Below are 24,671 nucleotides of genomic sequence, written 5' to 3' on the forward strand. Positions count from 1 at the left end.
CGAGCCTTGGGGAGGGAAACCATGACCATGTTGACGCGGCGCGGCGCGCTGCTGGGTGGCGCGGGGCTGCTGGCATCGCCGGCGCTGGTGAGCCGGGTGGATGCCCAAGGGGCCTTCAACTGGCGCCGCTTCGCCGGAGAGCGGATCGAGGTGAGCCTGACGGCCAACCCCCGCAGCCAGATCCTGATCCAGAACCAGCGGGAGTTCGAGGAACTGACGGGCATCCGCGTCGGGTCCGAGGCCATCCCGGAACAGCAGCACCGGCAGAAATTCGTCATCGAATTCGCCTCCGGCCGCCCTTCCTTCGACGTCATCGGCATCAGCCTGCACGTCAACAAGCGCCAGGTCGGCCGCGCGCGCTGGACGGCGGATCTGAAGCCGCTGATCGCCGATGCGTCCATGACCGCGCCGGATTTCGATTTCGCCGATTATGGCGCCGGCGCGGTGGCCTATTCGACCCAGGCCGATGGCCGCATGGATACGCTGCCGGAATTCACGGACTACTTCATCCTCTACTACAACAAGGAGATCTTCCAGCGCGCCGGCGTGGCCGTGCCGACGACCTATGACGAGATGTATGAGACGGCCCGTCGCCTGACCGATGCGCGGGCGGGCCAGGCGGGCTTCGTCGGCCGCGGCGTGCGCAACGCCAATGTCGTGCTCTACACCAGCTTCCTGCTCGGCACCCAGCAGCGGGACTGCACGGATGCCAACCAGCGCCTGCTGACCGACACGCCGGATGCCATCGCGGCCGGGGAGTACTACAAGAAGATCCTGCGCGATTGCGCGCCGCAGGGTGTCGCCGGCTTCAACTGGAACGAGGCACAGACGAGCTTCGCGCAAGGGCGCGCCGCCATGTGGCTGGATGGCGTCGGCTTCGCGGCGCCGCTCGAGGATCCGACGCGGTCCCGCGTGGCGGGCAAGGTCGGCTATGCCGTCGTGCCGCGCGGCGCGGCGCGCCATCATTGCGCGCTGTTCGGCACCGGGCTCGGCATCAGCGCCGCGTCCAACGAACGCAAGCGCGGCGCCGCCTGGCTCTACCTCCAATGGGCGACGAACAAGCGGAACCAGCTCCGCTTCCTCACCTCCGGCGCCGGCGCCCCGGCGCGCCAGAGCCCCTATCGCGACGAGGAGGCGATCCGGTCCAGCCGCTTCGGCCGCGACTATTTCGAGACGCTGATCGCGAGTTCGCGGATCGCGCATCCCGGCCTGCCGGAAATCGTGCCCGTCACGGAATTCCGCGACACGCTGGGCACCGCGCTGACCAACACGATCGGCGGCGCCGATGTGGCGACCGAACTCCGCCGCGCCACGGAAGCCTTCCGGCCCATCCTCGAACAGTCCGAGCGCGCGACCTGATGTCTGGCGGCACCACCACGGGGGATGCGGCGGCGCTTTCGGGTGCGGCCGCGGACAGGGCGCGCCGCAAGCGCGCCTATGCCCGGCACTACTGGCCCTTCGTCGTCCCCGCCGCCATCGTGGTGGTCGCCGTCATCGTGTTTCCCTGGATCTTCACGCTGTGGATGAGCGTGAACGAATGGAAGCTGGGCTCCGGCCGCAGCTTCGTGGGCTTCGCGAACTACGAGAGGCTGTGGGGCGACGAACGCTTCCATGCCTCGATCTGGCGAACGCTGTATTTCACCGCGCTGGCCGTGGTGATCCCGGTGGTGCTGGGCACCGCGGCCGCCATCGTCTTCCACCGGCGCTTCCCGCTGCGCGGCCTGGCGCGGACCATTTTCATCCTGCCGATGATGGCGACACCCGTCGCCGTCGCGCTGGTCTGGACCATGATGTTCCACCCGCAGCTCGGCGTGCTGAACTGGATCCTGTCCCAGTTCGGCATCCCGCCCAGCCTCTGGGTCTATGATGCCTCCACCGTGATCCCGACGCTGGTGATGGTGGAGGTCTGGCACTGGACGCCGCTGGTCATGCTGCTGGTGCTGGGCGGCCTGGCGTCGCTGCCCGTCGATCCCTATGAGGCCGCGAAGATCGATGGCGCGACGGGCTGGCAGGCCTTCCGCTTCATCACCCTGCCGCTGCTGGCACCCTTCCTGATGGTGGCGATCATCATCCGCACCATCGATGCGCTGAAGGCCTTCGACACGATCTACGTGATCACCCAGGGCGGGCCCGGGACGGCCAGCGAGACGATCAACATCTTCCTCTATCTCAACGCCTTCGCCTACTACAACATGGGCTATGCCAGCGCCGTGGTGGTGGTGTTCTTCGCCCTCATCATCGGGCTTGCGCTGCTGCTGCTCTGGTCGCGCGAACGCTTCAAGGATGCGGCGCGATGAGCGGCACGACGATGCGCGCCAGGCCATGGAAGCGGCGGCTGGAGAGCCTTGGCTTCGGGCTCGCCGTCTTCGCGCTGGTCTCGCCGGCGGCGCTGGTCTTCCTCTGGATGCTGTCGCTGTCCCTGAAGAACGAGGTGGACAACACCGCCTTCCCGCCGGTCTTCATCCCGAACCCGCCGACGCTCGACAATTTCCGTGCGGTGTTCGAACGCAACGACTTCCTGCTGCAGGCCTGGAACAGCATCGTCGTCAGCTTCGGCGCGACGGGCATCGCGCTGGCCGTCGGCATCCCCGCGGGCTATGGCATCGCCAAGATGCGCGCCACCAAGGCGGCGGTGCTGATCCTGATCGCCCGCATCACGCCGGGGCTGTCCTACCTCATCCCGCTGTTCCTGCTGTTCCAGTGGATCGGGCTGACGGGCACGCTCTGGCCGATCCTGATCACGCACCTGGTGCTCACGGTGCCGATCGCGGTCTGGGTGATGATCGGCTTCTTCGAGGGCCTGCCGGGCGAGCTGGAGGAGGCGGCGCTGGTCGATGGCGCCACCATCTGGCAGGCCTTCCGCCACGTGGCATTGCCGCTGGCGCGGCCCGGCATCACGGTGGCGACCATCCTCGCCTTCATCTTTTCCTGGAACAACTTCATCTTCGCCATGGTGCTGGCGGGGCGGGAGACGCGGACGCTGCCCGTCGCGGTCAACAACATGCTGACCTTCGAGCAGATCAGCTGGGGCCCGCTATCGGCCGCCGCGCTGCTGGTGACGGCGCCGGTGCTGATCCTGACCCTGGTCGCGCAGAAGCAGATCGTGGCGGGGCTGACCCAGGGCGGCGTGAAGGGCGGCTGACAGCGCGGCGCGGCCGCGCCACCATGCCGGGCATGAGCGACATCGTCCCCGTCATCGACGTCTCCGGCCTCCGCAGCCCCGATCCCTCCGCGCGCCAGGCGGTGGCCGCGCAACTCGGCGCGGCCTGCCGCGGCCCGGGCTTCTTCCTGGTCACAGGCCACGGCATCCCCGAAGCGACCACGGCGGACCTTTTCGCTGCGGCGCGCGCCCTCTTCGCGCTGCCGGGGGCGGCGAAGCAGGCCATGTCCATCCGCCGCTCGCCGCACAACCGCGGCTATGTCGGCCTGTCGGAGGAACAGCTCGATCCCTCGAAGCCGGCCGATCGGAAGGAGGCCTTCAATGTCGGGCTGGAGATGGCGCCCGACGACCCGGAGATCCGGGCCGGCGTGCCCTTCCGCGGCGTGAATCTCTGGCCCGAGGGGCAGCCCGCGCTCCGCACCGCCATCCTCGCCCATTTCGACGCGGCCTGGGCGCTGGGCCGCCTGCTGCATCGCGGCTTCGCGCTGGACCTCGGCATCCCCGAGGATTTCTTCGAGGACAAGCTGGACCGGCCGCTGGCGACGCTCCGCCTGCTGCATTACCCCGAGGCCGGCGGGCCGGACGCGCCGCTCGGCGCCGGGGAGCACACGGATTATGGCTGCGTCACCGTGCTGGCGACCGATGGCGTGGCGGGGTTGCAGGTGAAGCGACGCGGTGGCGGGTGGGAGGAGGTGCCGAGCCTGCCCGGCGCCTTCGTCTGCAACATCGGGGACTGCCTGATGCGCTGGACGAACGACCTCTACGCCTCCACCCCGCACCGCGTCCGCGCGCCGGTGGCGGAACGCTACTCCGCCGCCTTCTTCCTGGATCCCAACCCCGATGCGGTGGTGGCGGTGCTGCCGGGGTGCACGGGCCCGGGGAACCCGCCCCGGTATGCGCCCGTGACCGGGGCCGCCTACCTCCGCGCGAAGCTGGACGAGACCTACGCGCATCGGCGCGAAGCCGGCTGAACCCTTCACGCGCGCGCGCGACGGGGCTAGGTAACGCCCCCGATGGCTCTACCCCCCGCCGTGTTGCAGGTCCTCCCCGCGCTCGTCACCGGCGGCGTGGAGCGAGGGACGATTGAGATCGCGGAAGCCATCCGCGATGCGGGGCTGCGCGCCATCGTCGCCTCCGCCGGCGGGCCGATGGTGGAGGAGTTGCGCGCTTTGGGCGCGACCCATGTCGAACTGCCGCTGCGGTCGAAATCGCCCGCCGCCATCTGGCGCAATGCGGCATCGCTGGCGGCGCTGGCGCGGCAGGAAGGCGTGGCGCTGATCCATGCGCGCTCCCGCGCCCCCGCCTGGTCCGCGCTGCTGGCGGCGCGGCGGACGGGCAGCGCCTTCGTCACCACCTATCACGGCGCCTATAACGAGGACTTCCCGGGCAAGCGGCTCTACAATTCCGTCATGGCGCGGGGCGATCGCGTCATCGCCGTCAGCCGCTTCATCGCCGACCTCGTCCGCGAACGCCACGGCGTGCCGGAGGATCGGCTGCGCATCATCCCGCGCGGCGTCGATCCCCGCCGATTCGATCCGGAATCGGTGCCGCCGGAGCGGGTCATCGCGCTGCGCGCCGCCTGGGGCGCGACGGAGGACCGGCAGGTGGTGCTGTTGCCCGGGCGGCTGACGCGCTGGAAGGGCCAGGCCGTGCTGATCGAGGCGATGGCCAGGCTCCCTGGCAATACGCTTGCCGTGCTCGCCGGCGGCGGCGGGGAAGGGGAGTACCGCGCAGGGCTGGTGGCGCTGGCCCGCCAGCACGGCGTCACGGATCGCGTGCGCATCCTGGGCCATGTGGAGGCGATGGGCACCGCCTTGCTGGCGGCCGATGTCGTCGTGCATGCCAGCACGGATCCCGAAGCCTTCGGCCGCACGGTGATCGAGGCGCAGGCCATGGGCCGCCCCGTCATCGCCTCCGACCTCGGCGGGCCGCGGGAGACGGTGGAGGATGGCGTCACCGGCTGGCGCGTCCCGCCCGGCGATCCCGCCGCGCTGGCCGCGGCGCTGGCGCGCGTGCTGGCGATGCCGGCGCTGGAACGGGCGGGCGTGGCACGGGCGGGGCGGCAATCGGTGATGGCGCGGCACACCACCGTGGCCATGCAGGCCGCCACCATCGCCGTGTACCGGGAATTGCTCCGATGAGCGCGCCCGTGCTGGTGATCCGCCTGGGTGCGCTCGGCGATTTCGTGCAGTCCTTCGGGCCCTTCGCCGCCATCCGCGCGCACCATCCGGGGCGGCGCATCGTGCTGCTGACGACGCCGCCCTTCGCGCCGCTCGCCCGCCGCAGCCCCTGGTTCGACGAGGTGTGGGAGGAGGGCCGCCCAGCCTGGACGGACCTGCCCGCCGTGCTGCGCCTGGCGCGGCGCCTGCGGGGTGCGGGCTTCGACTGGGTCTATGATTTGCAGACCTCCGGCCGATCCTCCCGCTACCGGCTGATGGTGGGGCTTGGCGCGAAGTGGTCCGGCACGGCCTGGGGCGCGTCCCACCCGCATGCCAATCCGCGGCGGACGGTGATGCACACGCTGGAACGCCAGCGGGACCAGCTGGAGATGGCGGGCATCCACCAATTCCCGGCCCCCGCGCTGGACTGGCTGGATGCTGACCTTTCGGCCTTCGACCTGCCGCCGCGCTTCGCGCTGATGGTGCCCGGTGCCTCCCCGCACCGCCCGGGGAAGCGCTGGCCGGCCGATCGCTTCGCGCAATTCGCGGCAGGCTGCGGGCTGCCCTGCCTGGTGCTGGGGGGGAAGTCGGAGTCCGAACTGGCGGCGCGGATCGTCGCCGCGGTGCCGGCCGCCATCGACCTGTCGGGCCGCACCAGCATCCCGGAGGTCGCGGCGCTGGCACGGCGGGCGAGCTTCGCGCTCGGCAACGACACCGGGCCCACCCACCTCATCGCCGCGGCCGGCTGCCCGACGCTCGCGCTGTTCGGCGACGAGAGCGACCCGGCGCTTTGCGCGCCGCGCGGCCCGGCCGTTGCGGTGCTGCGCCACGCGCCCCTTTCCGCCCTGGGGGTGGAGGATGTGCGCGCGGCGATGGCGGGTCTGGTGCCCCGCTAACCGATTCCTGCCTGGGTCCAGTTCCGCAGCGCCTCCTTCTCCGTCTCGCTCAACGGCTCTTCCACCGCGCGCACCGCGGCGACGAGCGTGGCGTAGAGCCGGCGGGCGTGCTGGGCGGCGGCATCGGGCGCCGGCGCCTCGTTCAGCTTGGCGAAGCCGCGCAGCAGCCAGCGCAACACGGCCGTGACCTCCCGCGCCGAGACATGGATGCCCTGGCTGGCGCCTTCCGCCGCGATGGCGGTGGCGGCGCCGGGCAGGTCCTGCAGGTCCAGCGGCTGGCGGGCGGCGATGGCGTTCAACACGAAGCCGATCTCAGCCGGGGCGAAGGCGGGCAGGTCCTGCGCCAGGCCCTTGTTGTCCCGCGTTCCCCAGAGGAGGTCGCGCACCAGCAGCGCGGCCTCGGCCATCAGCGCCTCGCGGCTTGGCGGCTCCGGCTCCGGCTCCGGCTCGGGCTCCGGTTCGGGCTCCGGTTCGGCCTCGGCTGCCGGCGCCGGTTCCGCCATGGGCTCGGGGGCGGGGGGCTCGGCGTCCGGCAGCGCCTCCGCGGCCGGGGCCGGCAGCGGCTCCGGCGCTTCCGCAACCACCTCCGGCGCGGGCGGCTCCTCGGCGCCGGCGGGCACTTCGGGTGGCAGGCCGGGCTGGTCCTCGACGCCTGGCGGCAGGTCTCCCGGCGGCGGGCCGCGTTCGGGGTCGAAGACCCAGCGGCGGGAGGGCGGGCCGGTCATCAGCAGCCGGGGGTCGCGCGCCTCCTCGATCAGGGCGCCCAGCGTGCCGGCGCCGGCATAGTTGGTGGCCTTCAGCTGGGGCAGGGTGCGGGTGATCTGGCTGCCCACTTCCGTCATGCGCAGCGCACCGGCCGGGCTGCGGGCCAATGCCTCCCGCAGCCAGGCCAGGGCATTGGCGCGCAGCGCGCCCAGATCCGGCCCGCGCGCGGCAGGCGGGGCCTCCGCGCGCGGCTCCGGCCGCTGGTAGTCGGGGCGCGGGGCGGTCTGCTCCACCTGGGCGATGGCGACATTGCCCATGCCGTCATGCGCGAAATCATCCAGGCCGACGACGATGTCGGCGGCGGCCAGGTAGGCGCGCTTGGCGGTGTTCTGCGCCAGGATGGTGATCCGCCGGTCATGCGCGCGCAGCCGCGCCAGCGCGGGCAGGAAGTCGCTGTCCCCCGACAGGATCACGAATTCATCGAAGGTGGTCTTGTGGTCCAGCGCGTCCCGGATATCGAGCGCCATCTTCATGTCGGCGCTGTTCTTGAGGTAGGCGACCGGCGGGCAATCCACGATGTCGAAGCCCGCCTGCACGAAGGCCGCGCGGAATTCCCCGAAATAGGTCCGGTTGCGCAGGTCCCGCTGCTGGCGGTAGCGCGCGACGGCGCGGCCCATCTGGAAATCGTAATAGCCGCCAGGGTTCAGGTAGCAGCGCCGGATCAGCGTGCGCCGCGTGGTCGGCGCGCCCCCTCCCTCCCGCCCCTCGAGCCAGGCCAGCCAGGCATCGGGCCGTTCGCCGAAGGCATAGGCTGCCCGTTCATCCCACCGCAGCAACGCCATGAAGACATTGTCGAAATCAACATAGAGCGCCGCGCGCGGCGGCTTCTCGACTTCAGCCATGCGATGGTTCGACTCCGTTAGGCAGGGACCGTGACACAGAAACCCCGGGTTGAGGGATCGAGTGTAACCATAGTGGGCAACCTTGACGACGGCGTGCCGGGCTGGCCATGGTCCCGCCCCATTTCACGCCAGTGGAGCCTGCTGCCCCCATGCCCGCGATCACCCTGCCCGACGGTTCCGTCCGCGCTTTCGACGGGCCCGTGACGGGCACGACGATCGCCGCCGCCATCGGCCCCGGCCTGGCCAAGGCCGCGCTCGCCATGCAGGTGGACGGCACGCTCCGCGACCTCAGCCACGAGATCGCCGCCGATGCCGCCGTGCGCTTCGTCACCCGGAAGGACGCCGAGGCGCTGGACCTGATCCGCCACGACACCGCCCATGTGCTGGCGGAGGCGGTGCAGGAGCTGTTCCCGGGCACCCAGGTGACCATCGGGCCCTCGATCGAGAACGGCTTCTACTACGACTTCTCCCGCAACCAGCCCTTCACCACGGAAGACTTCGCCGCGATCGAGGCGAAGATGCGGGAGATCGTCGGCCGCAACGCGCCCTTCCGCCGCCAGGAAGTGAGCCGGGAGGACGCCATCGCCCTGTTCGAGGGCAAGGGCGAGCGCTTCAAGGTGGAGCTGATCCGCGACCTTCCTGAATCGGAGACGATCAGCCTCTACAGCCAGGGCGACTGGGTCGATCTCTGCCGTGGGCCGCACATGCGCGGCACCGGCGATGTCGGCACCGCCTTCAAGCTGATGAAGGTGGCCGGCGCCTATTGGCGCGGCGACCATCGCAACCCCGTGCTGTCCCGCATCTACGGCACCGCCTGGCGCGACCAGAAGGAGCTGGATGCCTATCTGCTGCAGCTGGAGGAGGCGGAGAAGCGCGACCACCGCCGCATCGGCCGGGAGATGGGCCTGTTCCACCTGCAGGAGGAAGCGACCGGCAGCGTCTTCTGGCACCCCAAGGGCTGGCGGCTCTACCGGGTGGTCGAGGACTACATGCGCCGCCGGCAGAACGAGGGCGAATACCAGGAGGTGAAGACCCCCCAGGTGCTGGACCGGAAGCTGTGGGAAGCCTCCGGCCACTGGGAGAACTATCGCAAGAACATGTTCATGGCGACGGTGGAGGACCAGGACGAGGCGCATCGCCTGCTGGCCCTGAAGCCCATGAACTGCCCCTGCCATGTGCTGATCTTCAACCAGGGCATCCGCAGCTACCGCGAGCTGCCGCTGCGCATGGCGGAATTCGGCGCCTGCCACCGCTACGAACCCTCAGGCGCGCTGCACGGCATCATGCGCGTGCGGGCCTTCACGCAGGACGACGCCCATATCTTCTGCGAGGAGCACCAGATCGCGGATGAGGCGGTGCGCTTCACCGCGCTGCTGTCGCGCATCTACAAGGATCTGGGCTTCGAGAACTTCCGGGTGAAGTTCAGCGACCGCCCCGAACAGCGGGCCGGCGATGACGGCATCTGGGACCGCGCGGAGGGCGCGCTGCACGAGGCCTGCCGCAAGGCCGGCGTCGACTATGAGATGAATCCGGGGGAGGGCGCCTTCTACGGCCCGAAGCTGGAATTCGTGCTGCGCGACGCGATCGGCCGCGACTGGCAATGCGGCACCTTCCAGGTGGACTTCGTGTTGCCGGAGCGGCTGGACGCGGAATACGTGGCGGAGGACGGGTCGCGGAAGCGCCCCGTCATGCTGCACCGTGCCATCCTGGGCAGCTTCGAGCGCTTCCTCGGCATCCTGATCGAACAGCATGCGGGTCGCTTCCCGCTCTGGCTCGCGCCGGTGCAGGTGGTGGTGGCGACCATCGTGGACGACGCCGCCCCCTTCGCGAAGGAGGCGGCGGAAGCGCTGCGCAAGGCCGGGCTGCGGGTGGAACTCGACCTGCGGAACGAGAAGATCAACCGCAAGGTGCCGGACCACATCGCCCAGCGCGTTCCGGTTCTGGCCGTGGTCGGGCGGCGGGAGGCGGAGGAGGGCAAGCTCGTGCTGCGCCGCCTGCCGGGGCGCGACCAGGTGGAATTGCCGCTTGCGGAGGCGGTTGCGACCCTGGCGGCGGAGGCGACACCCCCCGATCTGCGCGGCTGAGGCGGGATTCCGGCACTTTTCCGGGCCTGCCCAATCGGGCGGCGGCTTGCACCAGCGCCGCCCACTCGCCATAACAATGAGTCACTAGCCTTGAACATCGACAGGAGAGCGCCATAGCCCGTGGTCCAATGCCCGCCCAGATGCCGACGAGAGACGGCCCGCGGGTCAATGAGGATATTCGAGTCCCCCAGGTCCGCCTGATCGACCAGGATGGGGAGATGATCGGCGTGATGTCGGCGCGCGAGGCGCTGCTGCGCGCCTACGACGTGGGCCTCGACCTGCTCGAGATCAGCCCGAACGCCGTCCCGCCGGTCTGCAAGATCCTCGACTACGGCAAGTACAAGTACGAGCAGCAGAAGAAGGCCAACGAGGCGCGCAAGCGCCAGAAGGTCGTCGAGCTGAAGGAGATCAAGGTCCGTCCGAACATCGACGACCACGACTACGGCGTGAAGATGCGCCAGATGAAGGAATTCATCGGCGAGGGCGACAAGGTGAAGGTCACGCTCCGCTTCCGTGGCCGCGAGATGGCGCACCAGGACCTCGGCCTCAAGGTGCTGGACCGCATCCGCACGGAGCTGGCCGAGACGACCAAGGTCGAGCAGATGCCGCGGCTCGAGAACCGGCAGATGATCATGGTGCTGGCGCCGAAGTAGCTGGCGCCAGTCCTTCGACGATACGCGGCAAGGCCCGCGCCATCCCTGGCGCGGGCCTTGCCGTTTCGGGGTCCCCCTCCCGGCGTGGGAGGGGGATGGGATGGCGGCGGCTTCGTCACTCCGCTTCCATCGCCTGTTCCTTGCTCTTGCGCAGGTTGGGCAGCAGCATCATGCCCAGCGCCACCGCCGCCAGCGCCAGAAGCGTCGCGCTGATCGGACGTTCGAAGAAGACGGTCGCGTCGCCCCGGCTCAGCAGCATGGCGCGGCGCAGATGCTCCTCCATCATCGGCCCCAGGACGAAGCCCAGCAGCAGCGGCGCCGGCTCCATCTTGAGCTTGTTGAAGAGGTAGCCGATGCCCCCGAAGGCGGCCATCAGGTAGATGTCGAAGACGTTGTTGTTGAGGCTGTAGGAGCCGATGCAGCAGAAGACCAGGATGCCGACATAAAGGAAGCGGTAGGGCACCCGCAGCAGCATCACCCACAGCCCGATCAGCGGCAGGTTGATGATGAGCAGCATCAGATTGCCGACCCACATGGAGGCGATGAGGCCCCAGAAAAGCTCGGGCTGCGCCTCCACCATCCGCGGCCCCGGCTGGATGCCCTGGATGATCAGCGCGCCCGTCATCAGCGCCATGACGGCATTGGAGGGGATGCCGAGCGTCAGCAGCGGGATGAAGCTGGATTGCGCGCCGGCATTGTTGGCGGATTCCGGGCCGGCCAGGCCCTCGATCGCGCCCTTGCCGAACTTCTCCGGCCGCCGGCTGATCCGCCGTTCCAGCATGTAGGAGCCGAAGGCGGAGAGCGAGGCGCCGCCGCCGGGCAGGATGCCGAGCACGGTGCCGAGGATGGTGCCACGGACGGCGGCGGGCGCGGCGTAGCGCCATTCCTCCCGCGTCAGCCACAGCTTGCCGTGCTTGGCGACGATGCCCTTGCGGATCTCCGGATTCTCCAGGTTCACCATGACTTCCGCGATGCCGAAGAGGCCCATGGCGAGGACGACGAAGTTGATGCCGTCCGAGAGTTCCGGCACGCCGAAGGTGAAGCGCTGCTGGCCGGTCTGCACATCGGTGCCCACCATGCCGAGGGTGAGACCCAGCACCACCATGCCGATCGCCTTGATGATGCCGCCCTGCGCCAGGATGCAGGAGACGATGAGGCCGAGCAGCATCAGCGCGAAATAGTCCGGCGGGCCGAAGGACAGCGCGACGGAGGTCAGCAGCGGGCCGGAGGCCGCCACCACCACCGTCGCCACCGTTCCCGCGAAGAAGGACCCCATGGCCGCGGTGGCCAACGCCGCGCCAGCCCTCCCTTGCTGCGCCATCTGGTAGCCCTCGATGGCGGTGACGACGCTGGATATCTCGCCGGGAAGGTTGAGCAGGATGGCGGTGGTCGATCCGCCGTACTGGGAGCCGTAGTAGATGCCGGCCAGCATGATGATGGCGGTGGTGGCATCCAGCCCGAAGGTAAGGGGCAGGAGCAGGGAGATGGTTGCCGTGGGGCCGAGGCCGGGCAGGACGCCGATGGCCGTGCCGATCATGGCGCCGAGGAAGGCGAAGGTGAGATTCTGCAGCGTGAGCGCGACGCTGAAGCCGAGGATGAGATTGTCGAGCATGGCGGCGCGGTTCCTAGAGAATGAGCCAGGCGAGGCAGCCAAGTGCGCCGACCGTCAGTGCGCCGGCGAAAGGTGACAGCCGGTAGCCCGCCGCCGCATGCAGCAGCGGAACGGCGAGGCCGAGGCCCAGCAGCGGCCCCAGCAGGTCGATGGCGAGGACGCTGAGGGCGAGCGCGGCGAAAACCAGCGGCGCCCGGCACTCCGCGGCAATGCCGGGTGTTCGCAGCGCGGTGAGGATCTGGCGGAGCGAAAGCGGTTCCTGGGCCGGGCTTGGCGGCCAGGGTGGGTGTCTCGGCATGGTGTGTTCCTTCCCGGAGACATCGGTGTCCGCCAAGCCGAACGAAATGTCAGGTGACGCGGTCGAGAAATCGCGGCAATTTCAAATGCTTATCAGCAATAATCGCGGTTGCGCGTCGAACCGGTAGACGGGCGCGGATGGGGCTGAGCTTGACGGTTGGCGCATTCGCGCCTAATGGCGCCGTCCGGTCCGCCCTGGACCTTGTCGGTCGCCCCGCCTGATGCGGGTCGGCTCCGTCGCTCCGCGAAGGCTCGCGCAGCGGCGCGATTTCGTTTGGGGCGGTCTCAACGGTTTGGCAAGGAAGTTCCCGCCGCGATGTTCGAGGCGCTGGGCAACAGGCTGACAGGGGTTTTCGACAAGCTGCGCCGCCGCGGCGCGCTGACGGATGCCGATGTCCAGGAGGCGCTGCGGGAAGTCCGCGTCGCGCTGCTGGAAGCCGATGTCGCCCTGCCGGTGGTGAAGGACCTCGTGACCCGCGTGCGCGAGCGCGCTGTGGGGCAGGAGGTCATCCGCTCCGTCTCCCCCGCCCAGCAGGTCATCAAGATCGTCAACGATGCGCTGGTCGAGGCGCTGGGCGGTGGCGAGGGCGATGACGGCAAGCGCGGGCTCGACCTGAACGCGCCGTCCCCTGTCCCCATCCTGATGGTCGGCCTCCAGGGTTCGGGCAAGACCACCACCTCGGGCAAGATCGCGCTGCGGCTGCGTACGCGGGACCGCAAGAAGGTCCTGCTGGCGTCGCTCGACGTGCACCGCCCCGCCGCGCAGCTGCAGCTGCAGACGCTGGCCGACCAGGCCGAGGTCACGGGCCTGCCCATCATCGCCGGCCAGACGCCGCGGCAGATCGCCGAGCGCGCGATGGATGTCGGCCGGCGGGAGCTCTACGACGTCGTCATCCTCGACACCGCCGGCCGTCTCGCGATCGACGAGGCGCTGATGGCCGAGGTCGCGGAGGTGAAGGCCTTCGTGAAGCCGCATGAGACGCTGCTCGTCGTCGATGCGATGACCGGCCAGGATGCGGTGAACACCGCCAAGGCGTTCCAGGAGAAGGTCGGCGTCACCGGCATCGTCATGACGCGCGTCGATGGCGATGCGCGCGGCGGCGCGGCGCTGTCCATGCGGGCCGTGACCGGCGCGCCGATCAAGCTGCTCGGCGCCGGCGAGAAGCTGGACGCGCTGGAGGATTTCCACCCGGATCGCATCGCCAACCGCATCCTCGGCATGGGCGACATCGTCTCCCTCGTCGAGCGCGCGGCGGAGACGATCGACCAGGCGGAAGCCGAGAAGCTGGCGAAGAAGATGCAGAAGGGGTCCTTCGACCTCGAGGACTATGCATCCCAGCTGAAGCAGATCAACAAGATGGGCTCGCTGTCCGGCATCCTCGGGATGCTGCCGGGCGTGGGCAAGATCAAGTCGCAGATCGAGAACGCCAACCTCGACCAGACCATGCTGAAGCGCCAGGCCGCGATCATCAGCTCGATGACGCCGAAGGAGCGACGCAACCCCGACCTGCTGAAGGCGTCCCGCAAGCGGCGCATCGCGGCTGGTTCCGGCACCACGGTGCAGGACGTGAACCGCCTGCTGAAGCAGTTCGACGAGATGTCCGCGATGATGAAGCGGATGAACAAGCTCGGCCAGAAGGGGCTGATGCGTGGGGGCCTTGGGGCCCTCATGCCGGGCCTCGGCAACCGACGACCTTTCTAGACGATCAGGAGAAGGTAACCCTCATGGGTCTCAAGATTCGCCTCGCGCGCGCCGGCGCCAAGAAGCGCCCCTACTACCACATCGTGGTGGCGGACAGCCGCAGCCCGCGCGACGGCCGCTTCATCGAGAAGCTGGGCAGCTACAACCCGATGCTGCCGTCGGACCACGCCGACCGCGTGCGGCTGTTCGCCGAGCGCATCACCTACTGGAAGTCCGTGGGCGCCCTGCCGACGGAGCGCGTGGCGAAGTTCCTGGGCCATGCCGGCCTGGCGCCGATGCCCGTCTACAACGAGCAGCCGAAGCAGTCCGCGCCGAAGAAGAAGGCGCAGGAACGCGCCGCGGCCGGCGGCTGAACGACGCCATAGGTCGATCGGGCGATGCGGGCGCAGCGCGTGCTGGTGGGGGAGATCGGGCGGCCGCATGGCGTGCGCGGGCTCGTGCGCCTGCACGCCTTCACGGCCGACCCGCGCGCCATCGGCAGCTATGGCCCGCTCACCGATGCCTCGGGCGCCAAGTCCTTCCGCATCACCGCGCTGCCTGACGGGCTCGGCCGGATCGAAGGTGTCGCGGACCGCGATGCCGCGGCACGGCTGACCGGCACGAAGCTCTATGTGGAGCGTGACCGCCTGCCGCCGCCCGCCGATCCCGACGAGTTCTACCTGAGCGACCTCGAGGGCCTCGCGGCCGTCGCGGAGGACGGGACGGCGATCGGCACGGTGCGCGCAGTGGAGGATCACGGCGCGGGGCCCTTCCTCACCATCGACGGCAGGACGGGCGAGATCCTGCTGCCCTTCACCAAGGCCTGCGTGCCGGTGGTGGATGTGGCGGGCGGGCGTATCACCGTGGTGCCGCCGGCGGAGGTGCTGGTGCGGCCCGAGGGCGGCGAAGGGCAGGGGGCGCCGGCATGAGCTGGCGCGCCACCATCCTGACGCTGTTCCCGGACATGTTCCCGGGCCCGCTCGGCCTGTCGCTGGCGGGGCGTGCGCTCCGCGAGGGGCGCTGGGCGATCGAGGCGCTGGATATCCGGAGCTTCGCGACGGATCGCCACCGCACCGTGGACGACACGCCCTTCGGCGGCGGTGCGGGCATGGTGATGCGCCCCGACGTGCTGGACCTGGCCTGCGAGGCCGCGACCAGCCGCAACCCTGGCGCGCCGCTGGTCTACCTGACGCCCCGCGGGCGCCGGCTGGACCAGGCGCTGGTGCGGGACCTGGCGGCGGGGCCTGGCGTGACCGTGCTGTGCGGCCGCTACGAAGGCGTCGACCAGCGCGTCATCGAGGCGCGTCAGATGGTCGAAGTCTCGGCCGGCGATTTCGTGCTTTCCGGCGGCGAACCCGCCGCGCTGCTGATGCTCGATGCCTGCATCCGGCTGCTGCCGGGTGTCATGGGCGCCGCGGCCTCGGCGGAGGAGGAGAGCCACGGCGCCGAGGGGCTGCTGGAATATCCCCACTACACGCGGCCCGCCGAATGGCAGGGCCGCAAGGTGCCGGAGGTGCTGCTCTCCGGCCACCATGCAGAGGTCGCGCGCTGGCGGCGCGCGGAAGCGGAAGCGGCGACGCGGACGCGGCGGCCCGACCTCTGGGAACGCTATCAGACGCGCGCAGGCGCGGAACCCAAACAGGCAAAGGCGGGGCGGCTGGACGGCCACCCGGCCGCCGCCTAATTGCTTCAGACGGAAGGAACCACCCCGATGAACCTGCTTCAGCAGTTCGAGGCCGCCCAGCAGGCGAAGCTCTCGGCGACCCGCGAGACCCCGGAATTCGCCGCGGGCGACACGCTCCGCGTCATGGTGAAGGTCGTGGAAGGCGAGCGCATCCGCACCCAGGCCTATGAGGGCGTCTGCATCGCCCGCAGCAACCGTGGCCTGAACAGCAACTTCACGGTCCGCAAGCTGTCCTACGGCGAGGGCGTGGAGCGCGTCTTCCCGCTGTACAGCCCGAACGTGGCGGAGATCGTCGTGGTGCGCCGCGGCAAGGTGCGGCGCGCGAAGCTGTATTACCTGCGTGGCCGGACCGGCAAGTCCGCCCGCATCGAGGAGCGGGCGCGGGCCAAGGTCGAGGCGACCGCCTGAGCCTACGCCTAACCGAACGCCCCGGCCCGCCAGGCCGGGGCGCTTTTGTCTTGGGGGAAATCGGGAATGTCGGCCACGAAGCCGCGTACGCTGTCAGATTCAAGCCCGCGAACCTTGTTCGACAAGATCTGGGATGCGCATGTCGTCGAGACGCTGCCCGACGGCACCGCGGTGCTCTACATCGACAAGCACCTCACGCATGAGGTGACGAGCCCGCAGGCCTTCGAAGGCCTCAGGCTTGCCGGCCGCAAGGTGCGGCGCCCGGATGCGACGCTCGCGGTGGTGGACCACAACATCGCGACCGATGCCAGCCGCTACGGCACCATCGAGGATCCCGAGAGCCGCACGCAGGTCGAGACGCTGGAAGCCAACGTCAAGGCCTTCGGCGTCCCCTACATCCCGCTGACCGACAAGCGCCAGGGCATCGTCCACGTCATCGGTCCGGAGCTCGGCCTCTCGCTCCCCGGCATGACGATCGTCTGCGGTGACAGCCATACCTCGACGCATGGCGCACTCGGCGCCCTGGCCTTCGGCATCGGCACCTCGGAGGTCGAGCACGTGCTCGCCACCCAGACGCTGCTGCAGAAGCCCGCCAAGAACATGCGCGTGACGGTCGATGGCAAGCTGCCCGCGGGCTGCACCGCCAAGGACATCGTTCTCGCCATCATCGGCAAGATCGGCACCGCCGGCGGCACGGGCCATGTCATCGAATTCGCCGGCGAGGCGATCCGCGCGCTCGACATGGCCGGCCGCATGACGGTCTGCAACATGTCGATCGAGGCCGGCGCCCGCGCCGGCATGGTGGCGCCGGACCAGACCACCTTCGACTACGTGAAGGGCCGCCCCTTCGCGCCGAAGGGCGAGGCCTATGACCGCGCCGTCGCCTGGTGGAAGACGCTCCCCTCCGACGAGGGGGCGGTCTTCGACAAGGAAGTGCGCCTCGATGCCGCGGAGATCATCCCGCAGATGACCTGGGGCACCAGCCCCGAGGACGTGCTGCCGGTGACCGGCGTGGTGCCGAACCCCGCCGAGATCGCGGACGAGGCGCGGCGCGCGCAGGTGCAGCGGATGGTCGAGTATATGGGCCTGACGCCTGGCCAGAAGCTGACCGACCTGAAGGTTGATGTCGTCTTCGTGGGCTCCTGCACCAATAGCCGGATCGAGGACATCCGCGTCGTCGCCGACATCGCGAAGGGCCGCAAGGTCGCGCCGCATGTGCGCGCCCTCGTCGTGCCGGGCTCCGGCCTGGTGAAGGAAGCGGCGGAGGCCGAGGGCCTCGACAAGGTGCTGCTGGAAGCGGGCTTCGAGTGGCGTGAGGCCGGCTGCTCCATGTGCCTCGGCATGAACCCGGACAAGCTGAAGCCCGGCCAGCGCAGCGCCAGCACCAGCAACCGCAACTTCGAAGGCCGCCAGGGCCCTGGCGGGCGCACCCACCTCGTCTCCCCCGCCATGGCGGCGGCGGCGGCGATCGCGGGGCATTTCGTCGATGTGCGGGACTTCGCGAAGCAGGAGGGCGTGTGAGATGAAGGCCTTCACCACGCTGACGGGCATCGCCGCGCCCATGCCGATGGCGAATGTCGATACCGACAAGATCATCCCCGGCCGCTTCCTCAAGACCATCCAGCGGACGGGCCTCGGCAAGCACCTCTTCGCCAATATGCGCTACGAGGATGACGGGGCGGAGAAGCCGGACTTCGTGCTGAACCAGGAGCCCTACCGCAAGGCCGAGATCCTCGTGGCCTACGAGAATTTCGGCTGCGGCTCGTCCCGCGAGCATGCGCCCTGGGCGCTGCTCGATTTCGGCATCCGCTGCGTCATCGCACCGGACTTCGCGGACATCTTCCACAACAACAGCTTCAAGAACGGTGTGCTGCCCGTGAAGCTGCCGCGGGAGATCTGCGAGCAGCTGATGGAGGATGCGCGGCTCGGCCCGAATTCCCGCATCACCGTCGATCTGGAACGCCAGGTGGTGGTGCGTCCCAATGGTGAGGAAATCCCCTTCACCATCGACCCCTTCCGCCGCCACCTGCTGCTGAACGGGCTCGACGATATCGGCCAGACGATGCAGCACGCGCCCTCCATCGATGGGTTCGAGGCGAAGCAGCGCGCCGCCCAGCCCTGGCTCTACGACGCCGCGCTCTGACACCAAGGGGGGCCGGGGCCCCCCTTTTCCATTCGCGCATCACCCGCGCCAGCACGAGACGCTCCATGCCCGCCAACAAGAAGCTCCTGATCCTCCCCGGCGACGGGATCGGCCCCGAGGTGATGCGCGAAGTGCGCCGCATCATCGACTGGATGGACCGCCGCCGCTCCGTGACCTTCGAGGTGAAGGAAGGCATCGTCGGCGGCGCCGCGCTGGACGCCACCGGCAGCCCCTGCCCGGATGAGACGGTGGCCGCGGCCAGCGAGGCGGATGCGGTGCTTTTCGGCTCCGTGGGTGGCCCGAAGTGGGACAGCCTGCCCTTCGACCAGCGCCCGGAACTCGGCATCCTGCGGCTTCGCAAGGATCTCGGCCTCTTCGCCAATCTCCGCCCCGCCGTGGTGCTCGACCCGCTCGCCGATGCCTCCGCGCTGCGGCCGGAGCTGGTGAAGGGCCTCGACATCATGATCGTCCGGGAGACGACGGGCGGCATCTATTTCGGCGAGCCCCGCGGCATCCATGTGAACGAGCAGGGCAAGCGCGTCGGCATCGACACGGAAGTCTATTCCGAGGACGAGATCGCGCGCGTCGCGCGCGTCGCCTTCGACATCGCCCGCAAGCGCAGCCGCAAGCTGACCAGCGTGGAGAAGGCGAACGTCATGCAGTCCGGCCGCCTCTGGCGCGCCGTCGTCGGGGAGGTCGGCAAGGCCGAATATCCGGATGTCGAGCTGCAGCACATGTATGCCGACAATTGCGCGATGCAGCTGGCCAGCCGCCCGAAGCAGTTCGACGTCATCCTGGGCGGCAACCTCTTCGGCGACGTGCTGTCGGACCTGGCGGCGGCGCTGACGGGCTCGCTCGGCATGCTGCCCTCCGCGACGCTTGGCGCCATGCAGCCCTCCGGCAAGCGGCATGCGCTGTACGAACCCATCCATGGCAGCGCGCCGGACATCGCGGGCAAGGGCATCGCCAATCCCTGCGCGCAGATCCTGTCCTTCGCCATGCTGCTGCGCCTGTCCTTCGGCATGGATGAGGATGCGCAGCTGATCGAGACGGCGGTGGAGAAGGTGCTGGCCGGTGGCCTGCGCACGGCCGACATCATGTCGCCCGGCCGCGCCCGCGTGGGCACGACCGTGATGGGCGAGGCGGTGCTGCGGGAGCTCGAAAAGCTCTCGGCGTAAAATTGGTGACAAGGGGTCGGCAGAGGGGTTGCGCCCCCCCGCCGGCCCCGCTAAATCGCCCCCCGTGCGGACCCGTAGCTCAATTGGATAGAGCACCAGACTACGGATCTGGGGGTTAGGAGTTCGAATCTCTTCGGGTCCGCCATCCGATTACTTGGAAACACCAGTTTCCACCCAACGCAGAAGGCCGGGTCATCACTGACCCGGCCTTCTGCGTTTCGGGCCCCGCGCGCCCGCAGCCGTCGCCACCTCGCCTGCCGGTTGAGCTATGCCGCAACCGGCATTTGAGGCATTTTGCCGCCGACATGACCGTCGCCGGCAGCAAGCCCGCCCCTCCCGTCACCCTCCCTGATGTGCCCGCCCTGCCTGGCGGCGGGCTGCTCGGCCATCTGCGCGCCATGGCGGCGGCGCCCCACAGCTTCCCGGCCGCCGCGCTCCAGGCCCATGGCGGCATCATCGGCATCCGGATCGGCCCGCGGCGCGTCGTCGCCATCGGCCGCCCGGACCTGGCGCGGGAGGTGCTGGTGACGCGGGCGGACCGCTATCCCCGCGGCCGCATCAACCGGAACCTTGGCGCCGTCATCGGCGACGGGCTGCTGGCAACGGAGGGCGACCTCTGGCGCGCCCGCCGCCGGCGGATGCAACCCTCCTTCCGCGCGGACCGGCTCGGCGCCCTGGCCGCCACGACGGATGCGGTGATGGGGGACGCCTTCGCCACCTGGCAGGGCGGCCCGATCGATGCCGGCGAGGAAGCCGCGCGCATCGCCATCCGCGTCATCGGCGGCGTGCTGCTGTCCCGTCGGATCGAGGAGGGGGAGGGCAGTGCCTTCGTCGCGGCTGTGCAGGACTGCCTGGCGCAGCTCATGCGCCGGAACTGGTCCCTCATCCGCTGGCCGCTCTGGGTGCCGGTCCCGGTCAACCGCGCCGTCAACGCCACCCGCCGCACGCTCGAAGCCTTCCTGGGCGAGGAATTGGACCGTCGCCTCGCTGCGCCGGACGCGCAGCCCGATGACCTGCTGGCGGCGCTGATCCGCGGCCGGCCGGACGACCCGCCGCTGCCGCGCCAGGCCCTGCTGAACGAGCTCAAGACCCTCTTCGCCGCGGGGTTCGAGACGACGGCGACGGCGCTGACCTGGCTGATGTACATTCTGGCCCACCATCCCGGCGTCGCGGATGCCCTGCGGGACGAAGCCCTGCCGGTGCTGGGCGACCGCGCCCCCATGCCCGCGGACCTGCCACGCCTGCCCTATGCCGCGGCGGTGGTGGAGGAGGCGATGCGGCTCTTCCCGCCGGTCTACAATATGGGCCGGGACTGTGCGGCGGATGATGACCTCGGCGGCTTCCGCATCCGCGCCGGCACCACCGTCGTTGTCTCGATCTTCGCCATCCACCGCAGCCCGGACCTCTGGGAGGCACCGGAGCAGTTCCGCCCGGACCGCTTCCTCGGCGCCGGCGCTGCCGCCCGGCGCAACCTTCTGCCCTATGCCTGGGGCCGCCACCAATGCATCGGCAACCACTTCGCCGACCTGGAACTGGTGGTGGCGCTGCTGGCCCTGGTGCGGCGCTACCGGCTGGACCTGGTGGAGGAAGCGCCCGTCGGCCTCCGTGGCCGCACCACCCTGGCGCCGGACCGTCCGATCCTGCTGCGCCCGGTACCGCTGGCATGAGGATCCTGCCGCCTGGCCTCGCGGGGTTCGAGGTGCTGGACGCCGCCGACTCCGTCGCCGTGCTGGCCTATGAACGCGCCTTCTACCGCGCCTTCGAACCCATCCGGCCTGCCGGCCTGCTGCGGCGCCTCTGGGAATGGGATGACACGGCCGGGCGTATAGCCGCGCCAGTGCCCTATGCCGACCAGGTGGTCTACCTGCTGCGCGATGCGACGGGCGAGGTGCGGCGCGGGCTGGCCGTGAACCTGGCGCTCCGGACCGTGCAGGCGGCGCGCTTCGGCTTCAGCGTGCCGGCCGCCCCCGGCGTGGCGGAGATGCTGACCTTCTTCGCCGCCGGGCCGCATGACCTGCGCGGCGCGCTCCGCTTCCGCCGCGCCTGCTACGCCGACCTCCGCGCCCGCGGCTTCCACACGGGCTATGGCACCGCCCGCCGCCGCCCGCTGCCGGCCTATGGCCGCTTCGGGACGGAGGTCGTCGAGGAACGCTGGATCAACGGCGAGGCCCGTTTCCTGCTGCGCTTCGACCTGGCGGCGGATTTCTCGCGGGGCCAGGGCGGGGGCGCATGAGGCGCCGCCTCTGGCTGCTCGGCCTGATCGTGCTGGCGGCGCCGGCCGCGCTGCTGCTGCCGCGCCCGGATGGTCCCGCGCCGGCGGCCCAATCGCCGGCCGCGCCCGCCTCGCTGGTGGCGCGCGGACGGATCGAGCCGGAGGGCCGCGTCATCGCCCTCCATGGCCCCTATCGCAGCGTGCTGGGGCGCGTGATGGCGGAGGAGGGGCAGGCGGTCGCCGCTGGGCAGGTGGTCGCGCTGCTCGACACCCATGCGGCGGCGGAGGCGCAGGTGGGGGCCGCCCGGGCGCGCCTGGCCCTGGCGCAGGCCGAGGAAGCGCAGGTCGCGGCCCCGGCCAAGCCCGGCGTCATCCTGGCCCAGCGCGCCCTGGTCCGGGCGCGGGAGGCGGAGCTGACCCTGGCGCGCCAGGAACACGCCCGCATCGCGACGCTGCGCGCCACCAGCATCGCCGCCCAGGCCACGCTGGAACAGCGCCAGGCGGAGCTGGAACGGGCCGAGGCCGCGCTCCGCCAGGCGGAGGCCGAACTGCGCGCCCTGAGCGAGGTGCGGGAGGAGGATCGCCGCGCCGCCGCCGCCCGCACCGCCGTGCAGCGGGCCGCGCTGGCGGAGGCCGAGGCCGAGCTGGCCCGCACCACGATCCGCGCCCCCTTCGCCGGCACCGTGCTGGCGCTGCTCCGCCGGGGCGGGGAGAGCATCGGGGACGAGGGCATCCTGCAGATGGCGGCGCTCGACCGGCTGGTGGTGGTGGCCGAGGTGGAGGAGGCGGATGCACCCCGCCTCGCCCCCGGCCAGGCCGCGCGCATCAGCGGCCGCGTGCTGGCGGCACCGGTGGAGGGCCGGGTGGAGAGCGTCGGCCGCCTGGTCATGCGCCAGCGCCGCATGAGCTCGGATGTGCTGGTCGGCCGCGACGCCCGCATCGTGGAGGTCACGATCCGCCCGCAGGGTCCGCTGCCGCCGGTGGTGGGGGCGGAGGTGGAGGTGCGCATTCCCCTGGGCACGCCGCGCCCGTGATGGCGCTGGCGCGCTTCGCCGCCCTGCTGGCCTTCCGCCAGCTGCGTCATCGCGCCCTCGCCTCCCTCGCCGCGCTGGCGGGCGTGGCGGTCGCGGTCATGCTGATGCTGGTGCAGGTCGGTTTCCGCAACGGGCTCTATGACAGCGCGCTCGCCTTGCCGCGCGCGCTGGCGGCGGACCTCGTGCTGGTCAGCCCGGGCTACCGGGCGCTCACCTTCTCGCCGCCCTGGTTCCCGCGCGCGGCGCTGCGCGATGCGGCCGGGGTGGCGGGCGTGGCGGAGACCGCCAGCCTCTACGCCTATAGCAGCCAGGTCCGCAGCCCGGAGACGGGGGCCAACCTCTCCGTCTGGCTGCTCGGCATCGACCCAGCCGCCCGCGTGCTGGATCTGCCGGAGGTGGTGGCGGCGCAACGCGCGCTCTCGGTGCCGGAGACAGCGCTGCTGGACCGTCTGTCGCGCCAGGAATTCCGCGCCGTGGTGGACCAGGTGACGCGGGAGGGACTGGCGCGCCTGCCGATCTACGCGCCGTCGGCGGACCTCGCCCCGGTGGTCACGGTGCGCGGCCTCTTCACCCTCGGTCCTTCCTTCACCATCGACGGCGCCCTGCTGGTGAGCGACCTGACGCTGCACGCCACGCTTGGCGTGCCGCTCGATCGGGTCTCGATCGGGCTGGTGCGGCTGGAGCCCGGCGCGCGGCCGGACGCCGTGGCGGCGGCGATCGCGGCGCGCATCGAGGGCCGCGCGCGGGTGATGACGCGGGCGGCGTATCAGGAGGAGGAGCGGCATTTCTACGCCAGCCGCACGCCGATCGGCGTCATTTTCAATGTCGGCCTGCTGGTCGGCGTCGCGGTCGGCGTGGTGTTCATCCTTCAGGTGCTGAACGGCCTGGTGGATGCCAACCTGCCGGAATATGCGGTGCTGCTGGCGCAGGGCTATCGCCCGGCCTTCCTGGCGGCGGTGGTGGCGCAGGCAGCGGTCGCCATCGCGCTCGTCACCTACCTGCCGGCACTCGGCCTGGCGCTGGGCGTGACCGGCGCGGCCTCCGGGATCACGCGCCTGCCGATCGGCCTGCATCCCGGCGACATGGCGATGGTGCTGGCGTTGAGCCTCGGCATGGCAGCGGTCGCGGCGGGACTCGCGATGCTGCGGCTGCGCCGGGCGGACCCGCTGGAGCTCTTCGGATGACCGCGCCGCTCGCCGCGCTGCGCGACATCGGCCATGGCTTCGGCAGCGGGGCGCAGCGCCGCGCCGTGCTGCGAGGCATCACGCTCGACCTCCATGCCGGGGAGTTCGTGGCGCTCACCGGTCCCTCGGGGTCGGGCAAGACCACGCTGCTGACGCTGCTGGGCGCGCTCCGGGTGCCGGAGGAGGGCGATCTCCGGCTGCTGGGCCAGGATCTGCGCGGGCTGGATGCGCGGGCGCTCGGCGCGCTCCGCCGCCGCATCGGCTTCGTCTTCCAGCGCCACCATCTGCTGCGGTCGCTGAGCGTGCTGGAGAATGTGGAGGCCGCGCTGCATGGCCAGCCCGATGCCGACCCGGCGCGGGACCGTGCCGCCGCGCTGGCGATGCTGGAGGCGGTCGGCCTCGGCGGCCGCGGCGCCGATTCCACCGCGCGCCTGTCGGGCGGCGAACAGCAGCGCGTGGCCGTGGCGCGCGCCCTGGTGCGCCGGCCCGCGCTGGTGCTGGCGGACGAACCGACGGCCTCGCTCGACGGGCGCAGCGGCCGTGCCGTGGTTTCGCTGTTGGCCGACCTCACACGCGGGCGGGATTGCGCCGTGGTGATGGGAACGCATGACGAGCGCTGCCTCGATCTCGTGACGCGGCGGCTGCACATGGAAGACGGGGTGCTGAAGCAGGGATGACG

General features: G+C 70.6%; 24 protein-coding genes and 1 tRNA gene. 22 read left to right on the plus strand and 3 right to left on the minus strand.

Going from position 1 to position 24,671, the window contains the following annotated elements; genetic code table 11:
* Window positions 1-21: 21 nt before the first annotated feature.
* From G3576_RS09305 to G3576_RS09330, 6 genes are read left to right on the plus strand one after another with little or no spacing between them, the layout of a single operon-like run.
* On the plus strand, window positions 22-1,359 hold the full coding sequence (locus G3576_RS09305; protein WP_164694112.1) for an extracellular solute-binding protein: 1,338 nt from the start codon (window positions 22-24) through the stop codon (window positions 1,357-1,359).
* Window positions 1,359-2,297 carry a carbohydrate ABC transporter permease gene (locus G3576_RS09310; RefSeq protein WP_164694113.1) on the plus strand — a complete coding sequence of 313 codons (939 nt, stop codon included), beginning with the start codon at window positions 1,359-1,361 and terminating at the stop codon, window positions 2,295-2,297. The genes G3576_RS09305 and G3576_RS09310 overlap by 1 nt, the downstream gene beginning before the upstream one ends.
* Entirely contained in the window at window positions 2,294-3,142 is an 849-nt protein-coding gene (locus G3576_RS09315; protein WP_235951705.1) for a carbohydrate ABC transporter permease, read from the plus strand. Before G3576_RS09310 ends, G3576_RS09315 begins: the two co-directional genes overlap by 4 nt.
* A gap of 32 nt (window positions 3,143-3,174) precedes the next feature.
* A complete protein-coding gene (locus G3576_RS09320) occupies window positions 3,175-4,131 on the plus strand; it encodes an isopenicillin N synthase family dioxygenase (RefSeq protein ID WP_164694114.1) in 957 nt (318 codons plus the stop codon).
* Between the two features lie 42 nt (window positions 4,132-4,173).
* On the plus strand, window positions 4,174-5,301 hold the full coding sequence (locus tag G3576_RS09325; RefSeq protein WP_164694115.1) for a glycosyltransferase family 4 protein: 1,128 nt from the start codon (window positions 4,174-4,176) through the stop codon (window positions 5,299-5,301).
* Window positions 5,298-6,215 carry a glycosyltransferase family 9 protein gene (locus G3576_RS09330; RefSeq protein WP_164694116.1) on the plus strand — a complete coding sequence of 306 codons (918 nt, stop codon included), beginning with the start codon at window positions 5,298-5,300 and terminating at the stop codon, window positions 6,213-6,215. The genes G3576_RS09325 and G3576_RS09330 overlap by 4 nt, the downstream gene beginning before the upstream one ends.
* Here G3576_RS09330 and G3576_RS09335 read toward each other — a convergent pair.
* A complete protein-coding gene (locus G3576_RS09335) occupies window positions 6,212-7,822 on the minus strand; it encodes an NYN domain-containing protein (protein WP_164694117.1) in 1,611 nt (536 codons plus the stop codon). The two genes, G3576_RS09330 and G3576_RS09335, sit on opposite strands and share 4 nt — an antisense overlap.
* A gap of 149 nt (window positions 7,823-7,971) precedes the next feature.
* On the opposite strand from G3576_RS09335, the gene thrS reads away from it, so the two are divergent.
* On the plus strand, window positions 7,972-9,906 hold the full coding sequence (gene thrS / locus G3576_RS09340) for a threonine--tRNA ligase (protein ID WP_164694118.1): 1,935 nt from the start codon (window positions 7,972-7,974) through the stop codon (window positions 9,904-9,906).
* 140 nt (window positions 9,907-10,046) lie between these two features.
* Window positions 10,047-10,559: a translation initiation factor IF-3 gene (gene infC / locus G3576_RS09345; protein ID WP_235951707.1), complete on the plus strand. Its 513-nt coding sequence runs from the start codon at window positions 10,047-10,049 to the stop codon at window positions 10,557-10,559.
* Between the two features lie 115 nt (window positions 10,560-10,674).
* Here infC and G3576_RS09350 read toward each other — a convergent pair whose 3' ends face one another.
* The gene (locus tag G3576_RS09350; protein WP_164694120.1) at window positions 10,675-12,171 is read right to left on the minus strand and encodes a tripartite tricarboxylate transporter permease; all 1,497 of its coding nucleotides are present in this window, start codon (window positions 12,169-12,171) and stop codon (window positions 10,675-10,677) included.
* A gap of 13 nt (window positions 12,172-12,184) precedes the next feature.
* The gene (locus tag G3576_RS09355; protein WP_164694121.1) at window positions 12,185-12,469 is read right to left on the minus strand and encodes a hypothetical protein; all 285 of its coding nucleotides are present in this window, start codon (window positions 12,467-12,469) and stop codon (window positions 12,185-12,187) included.
* A gap of 315 nt (window positions 12,470-12,784) precedes the next feature.
* Between G3576_RS09355 and ffh the strand changes: the two genes are divergently transcribed.
* The 14 genes from ffh to G3576_RS09425 all read left to right on the plus strand — a co-directional run bounded on the left by ffh (window position 12,785) and on the right by G3576_RS09425 (window position 24,669).
* Complete coding sequence (ffh, locus tag G3576_RS09360; protein WP_164694122.1) at window positions 12,785-14,170, plus strand: signal recognition particle protein; 1,386 nt, start codon at window positions 12,785-12,787, stop codon at window positions 14,168-14,170.
* Window positions 14,171-14,193: 23 nt separating this feature from the next.
* Entirely contained in the window at window positions 14,194-14,523 is a 330-nt protein-coding gene (gene rpsP / locus G3576_RS09365) for a 30S ribosomal protein S16 (RefSeq protein WP_164694123.1), read from the plus strand.
* Window positions 14,524-14,547: 24 nt separating this feature from the next.
* A complete protein-coding gene (gene rimM / locus G3576_RS09370; protein WP_164694124.1) occupies window positions 14,548-15,078 on the plus strand; it encodes a ribosome maturation factor RimM in 531 nt (176 codons plus the stop codon).
* On the plus strand, window positions 15,075-15,833 hold the full coding sequence (gene trmD, locus G3576_RS09375) for a tRNA (guanosine(37)-N1)-methyltransferase TrmD (RefSeq protein ID WP_164694125.1): 759 nt from the start codon (window positions 15,075-15,077) through the stop codon (window positions 15,831-15,833). Before rimM ends, trmD begins: the two co-directional genes overlap by 4 nt.
* A gap of 27 nt (window positions 15,834-15,860) precedes the next feature.
* Entirely contained in the window at window positions 15,861-16,241 is a 381-nt protein-coding gene (gene rplS, locus G3576_RS09380) for a 50S ribosomal protein L19 (RefSeq protein WP_164694126.1), read from the plus strand.
* Window positions 16,242-16,307: 66 nt separating this feature from the next.
* Window positions 16,308-17,762 carry a 3-isopropylmalate dehydratase large subunit gene (leuC, locus tag G3576_RS09385; protein WP_164694127.1) on the plus strand — a complete coding sequence of 485 codons (1,455 nt, stop codon included), beginning with the start codon at window positions 16,308-16,310 and terminating at the stop codon, window positions 17,760-17,762.
* A 1-nt stretch (window position 17,763) separates the two neighbouring features.
* Complete coding sequence (gene leuD / locus G3576_RS09390) at window positions 17,764-18,384, plus strand: 3-isopropylmalate dehydratase small subunit (protein WP_164694128.1); 621 nt, start codon at window positions 17,764-17,766, stop codon at window positions 18,382-18,384.
* A gap of 65 nt (window positions 18,385-18,449) precedes the next feature.
* Window positions 18,450-19,562 carry a 3-isopropylmalate dehydrogenase gene (leuB, locus tag G3576_RS09395; protein ID WP_164694129.1) on the plus strand — a complete coding sequence of 371 codons (1,113 nt, stop codon included), beginning with the start codon at window positions 18,450-18,452 and terminating at the stop codon, window positions 19,560-19,562.
* Window positions 19,563-19,630: 68 nt separating this feature from the next.
* A tRNA-Arg gene (locus G3576_RS09400) sits at window positions 19,631-19,707 on the plus strand.
* 160 nt (window positions 19,708-19,867) lie between these two features.
* Window positions 19,868-21,229 (plus strand): cytochrome P450, encoded by a 1,362-nt coding sequence (locus G3576_RS09405; protein ID WP_164694130.1) that lies wholly within the window; start codon window positions 19,868-19,870, stop codon window positions 21,227-21,229.
* Window positions 21,226-21,795 carry a hypothetical protein gene (locus tag G3576_RS09410; RefSeq protein WP_164694131.1) on the plus strand — a complete coding sequence of 190 codons (570 nt, stop codon included), beginning with the start codon at window positions 21,226-21,228 and terminating at the stop codon, window positions 21,793-21,795. The genes G3576_RS09405 and G3576_RS09410 overlap by 4 nt, the downstream gene beginning before the upstream one ends.
* Window positions 21,792-22,808 (plus strand): HlyD family efflux transporter periplasmic adaptor subunit, encoded by a 1,017-nt coding sequence (locus G3576_RS09415; protein WP_164694132.1) that lies wholly within the window; start codon window positions 21,792-21,794, stop codon window positions 22,806-22,808. Before G3576_RS09410 ends, G3576_RS09415 begins: the two co-directional genes overlap by 4 nt.
* Window positions 22,808-23,992, plus strand: a complete 1,185-nt coding sequence (locus G3576_RS09420; RefSeq protein ID WP_328728916.1) for an FtsX-like permease family protein — start codon at window positions 22,808-22,810, stop codon at window positions 23,990-23,992. The genes G3576_RS09415 and G3576_RS09420 overlap by 1 nt, the downstream gene beginning before the upstream one ends.
* Window positions 23,989-24,669, plus strand: a complete 681-nt coding sequence (locus G3576_RS09425) for an ABC transporter ATP-binding protein (RefSeq protein ID WP_164694134.1) — start codon at window positions 23,989-23,991, stop codon at window positions 24,667-24,669. The genes G3576_RS09420 and G3576_RS09425 overlap by 4 nt, the downstream gene beginning before the upstream one ends.
* The last annotated feature ends 2 nt before the right edge of the window (window positions 24,670-24,671 follow it).

This window comes from Falsiroseomonas algicola, from assembly GCF_011040385.1.
Classification (GTDB): domain Bacteria; phylum Pseudomonadota; class Alphaproteobacteria; order Acetobacterales; family Acetobacteraceae; genus Falsiroseomonas; species Falsiroseomonas algicola.

Coding starts and splice junctions, on each gene's coding strand:
- G3576_RS09305 (WP_164694112.1), top strand. CDS start 22: ATGACCATGTTGACGCGGCGCGGCGCGCTGCTGGGTGGCGCGGGGCTG.
- G3576_RS09310 (WP_164694113.1), top strand. CDS start 1,359: ATGTCTGGCGGCACCACCACGGGGGATGCGGCGGCGCTTTCGGGTGCG.
- G3576_RS09315 (WP_235951705.1), top strand. CDS start 2,294: ATGAGCGGCACGACGATGCGCGCCAGGCCATGGAAGCGGCGGCTGGAG.
- G3576_RS09320 (WP_164694114.1), top strand. CDS start 3,175: ATGAGCGACATCGTCCCCGTCATCGACGTCTCCGGCCTCCGCAGCCCC.
- G3576_RS09325 (WP_164694115.1), top strand. CDS start 4,174: ATGGCTCTACCCCCCGCCGTGTTGCAGGTCCTCCCCGCGCTCGTCACC.
- G3576_RS09330 (WP_164694116.1), top strand. CDS start 5,298: ATGAGCGCGCCCGTGCTGGTGATCCGCCTGGGTGCGCTCGGCGATTTC.
- G3576_RS09335 (WP_164694117.1), bottom strand. CDS start 7,822: ATGGCTGAAGTCGAGAAGCCGCCGCGCGCGGCGCTCTATGTTGATTTC.
- thrS (WP_164694118.1), top strand. CDS start 7,972: ATGCCCGCGATCACCCTGCCCGACGGTTCCGTCCGCGCTTTCGACGGG.
- infC (WP_235951707.1), top strand. CDS start 10,047: ATGCCGACGAGAGACGGCCCGCGGGTCAATGAGGATATTCGAGTCCCC.
- G3576_RS09350 (WP_164694120.1), bottom strand. CDS start 12,171: ATGCTCGACAATCTCATCCTCGGCTTCAGCGTCGCGCTCACGCTGCAG.
- G3576_RS09355 (WP_164694121.1), bottom strand. CDS start 12,469: ATGCCGAGACACCCACCCTGGCCGCCAAGCCCGGCCCAGGAACCGCTT.
- ffh (WP_164694122.1), top strand. CDS start 12,785: ATGTTCGAGGCGCTGGGCAACAGGCTGACAGGGGTTTTCGACAAGCTG.
- rpsP (WP_164694123.1), top strand. CDS start 14,194: ATGGGTCTCAAGATTCGCCTCGCGCGCGCCGGCGCCAAGAAGCGCCCC.
- rimM (WP_164694124.1), top strand. CDS start 14,548: ATGCGGGCGCAGCGCGTGCTGGTGGGGGAGATCGGGCGGCCGCATGGC.
- trmD (WP_164694125.1), top strand. CDS start 15,075: ATGAGCTGGCGCGCCACCATCCTGACGCTGTTCCCGGACATGTTCCCG.
- rplS (WP_164694126.1), top strand. CDS start 15,861: ATGAACCTGCTTCAGCAGTTCGAGGCCGCCCAGCAGGCGAAGCTCTCG.
- leuC (WP_164694127.1), top strand. CDS start 16,308: ATGTCGGCCACGAAGCCGCGTACGCTGTCAGATTCAAGCCCGCGAACC.
- leuD (WP_164694128.1), top strand. CDS start 17,764: ATGAAGGCCTTCACCACGCTGACGGGCATCGCCGCGCCCATGCCGATG.
- leuB (WP_164694129.1), top strand. CDS start 18,450: ATGCCCGCCAACAAGAAGCTCCTGATCCTCCCCGGCGACGGGATCGGC.
- G3576_RS09405 (WP_164694130.1), top strand. CDS start 19,868: ATGACCGTCGCCGGCAGCAAGCCCGCCCCTCCCGTCACCCTCCCTGAT.
- G3576_RS09410 (WP_164694131.1), top strand. CDS start 21,226: ATGAGGATCCTGCCGCCTGGCCTCGCGGGGTTCGAGGTGCTGGACGCC.
- G3576_RS09415 (WP_164694132.1), top strand. CDS start 21,792: ATGAGGCGCCGCCTCTGGCTGCTCGGCCTGATCGTGCTGGCGGCGCCG.
- G3576_RS09420 (WP_328728916.1), top strand. CDS start 22,808: ATGGCGCTGGCGCGCTTCGCCGCCCTGCTGGCCTTCCGCCAGCTGCGT.
- G3576_RS09425 (WP_164694134.1), top strand. CDS start 23,989: ATGACCGCGCCGCTCGCCGCGCTGCGCGACATCGGCCATGGCTTCGGC.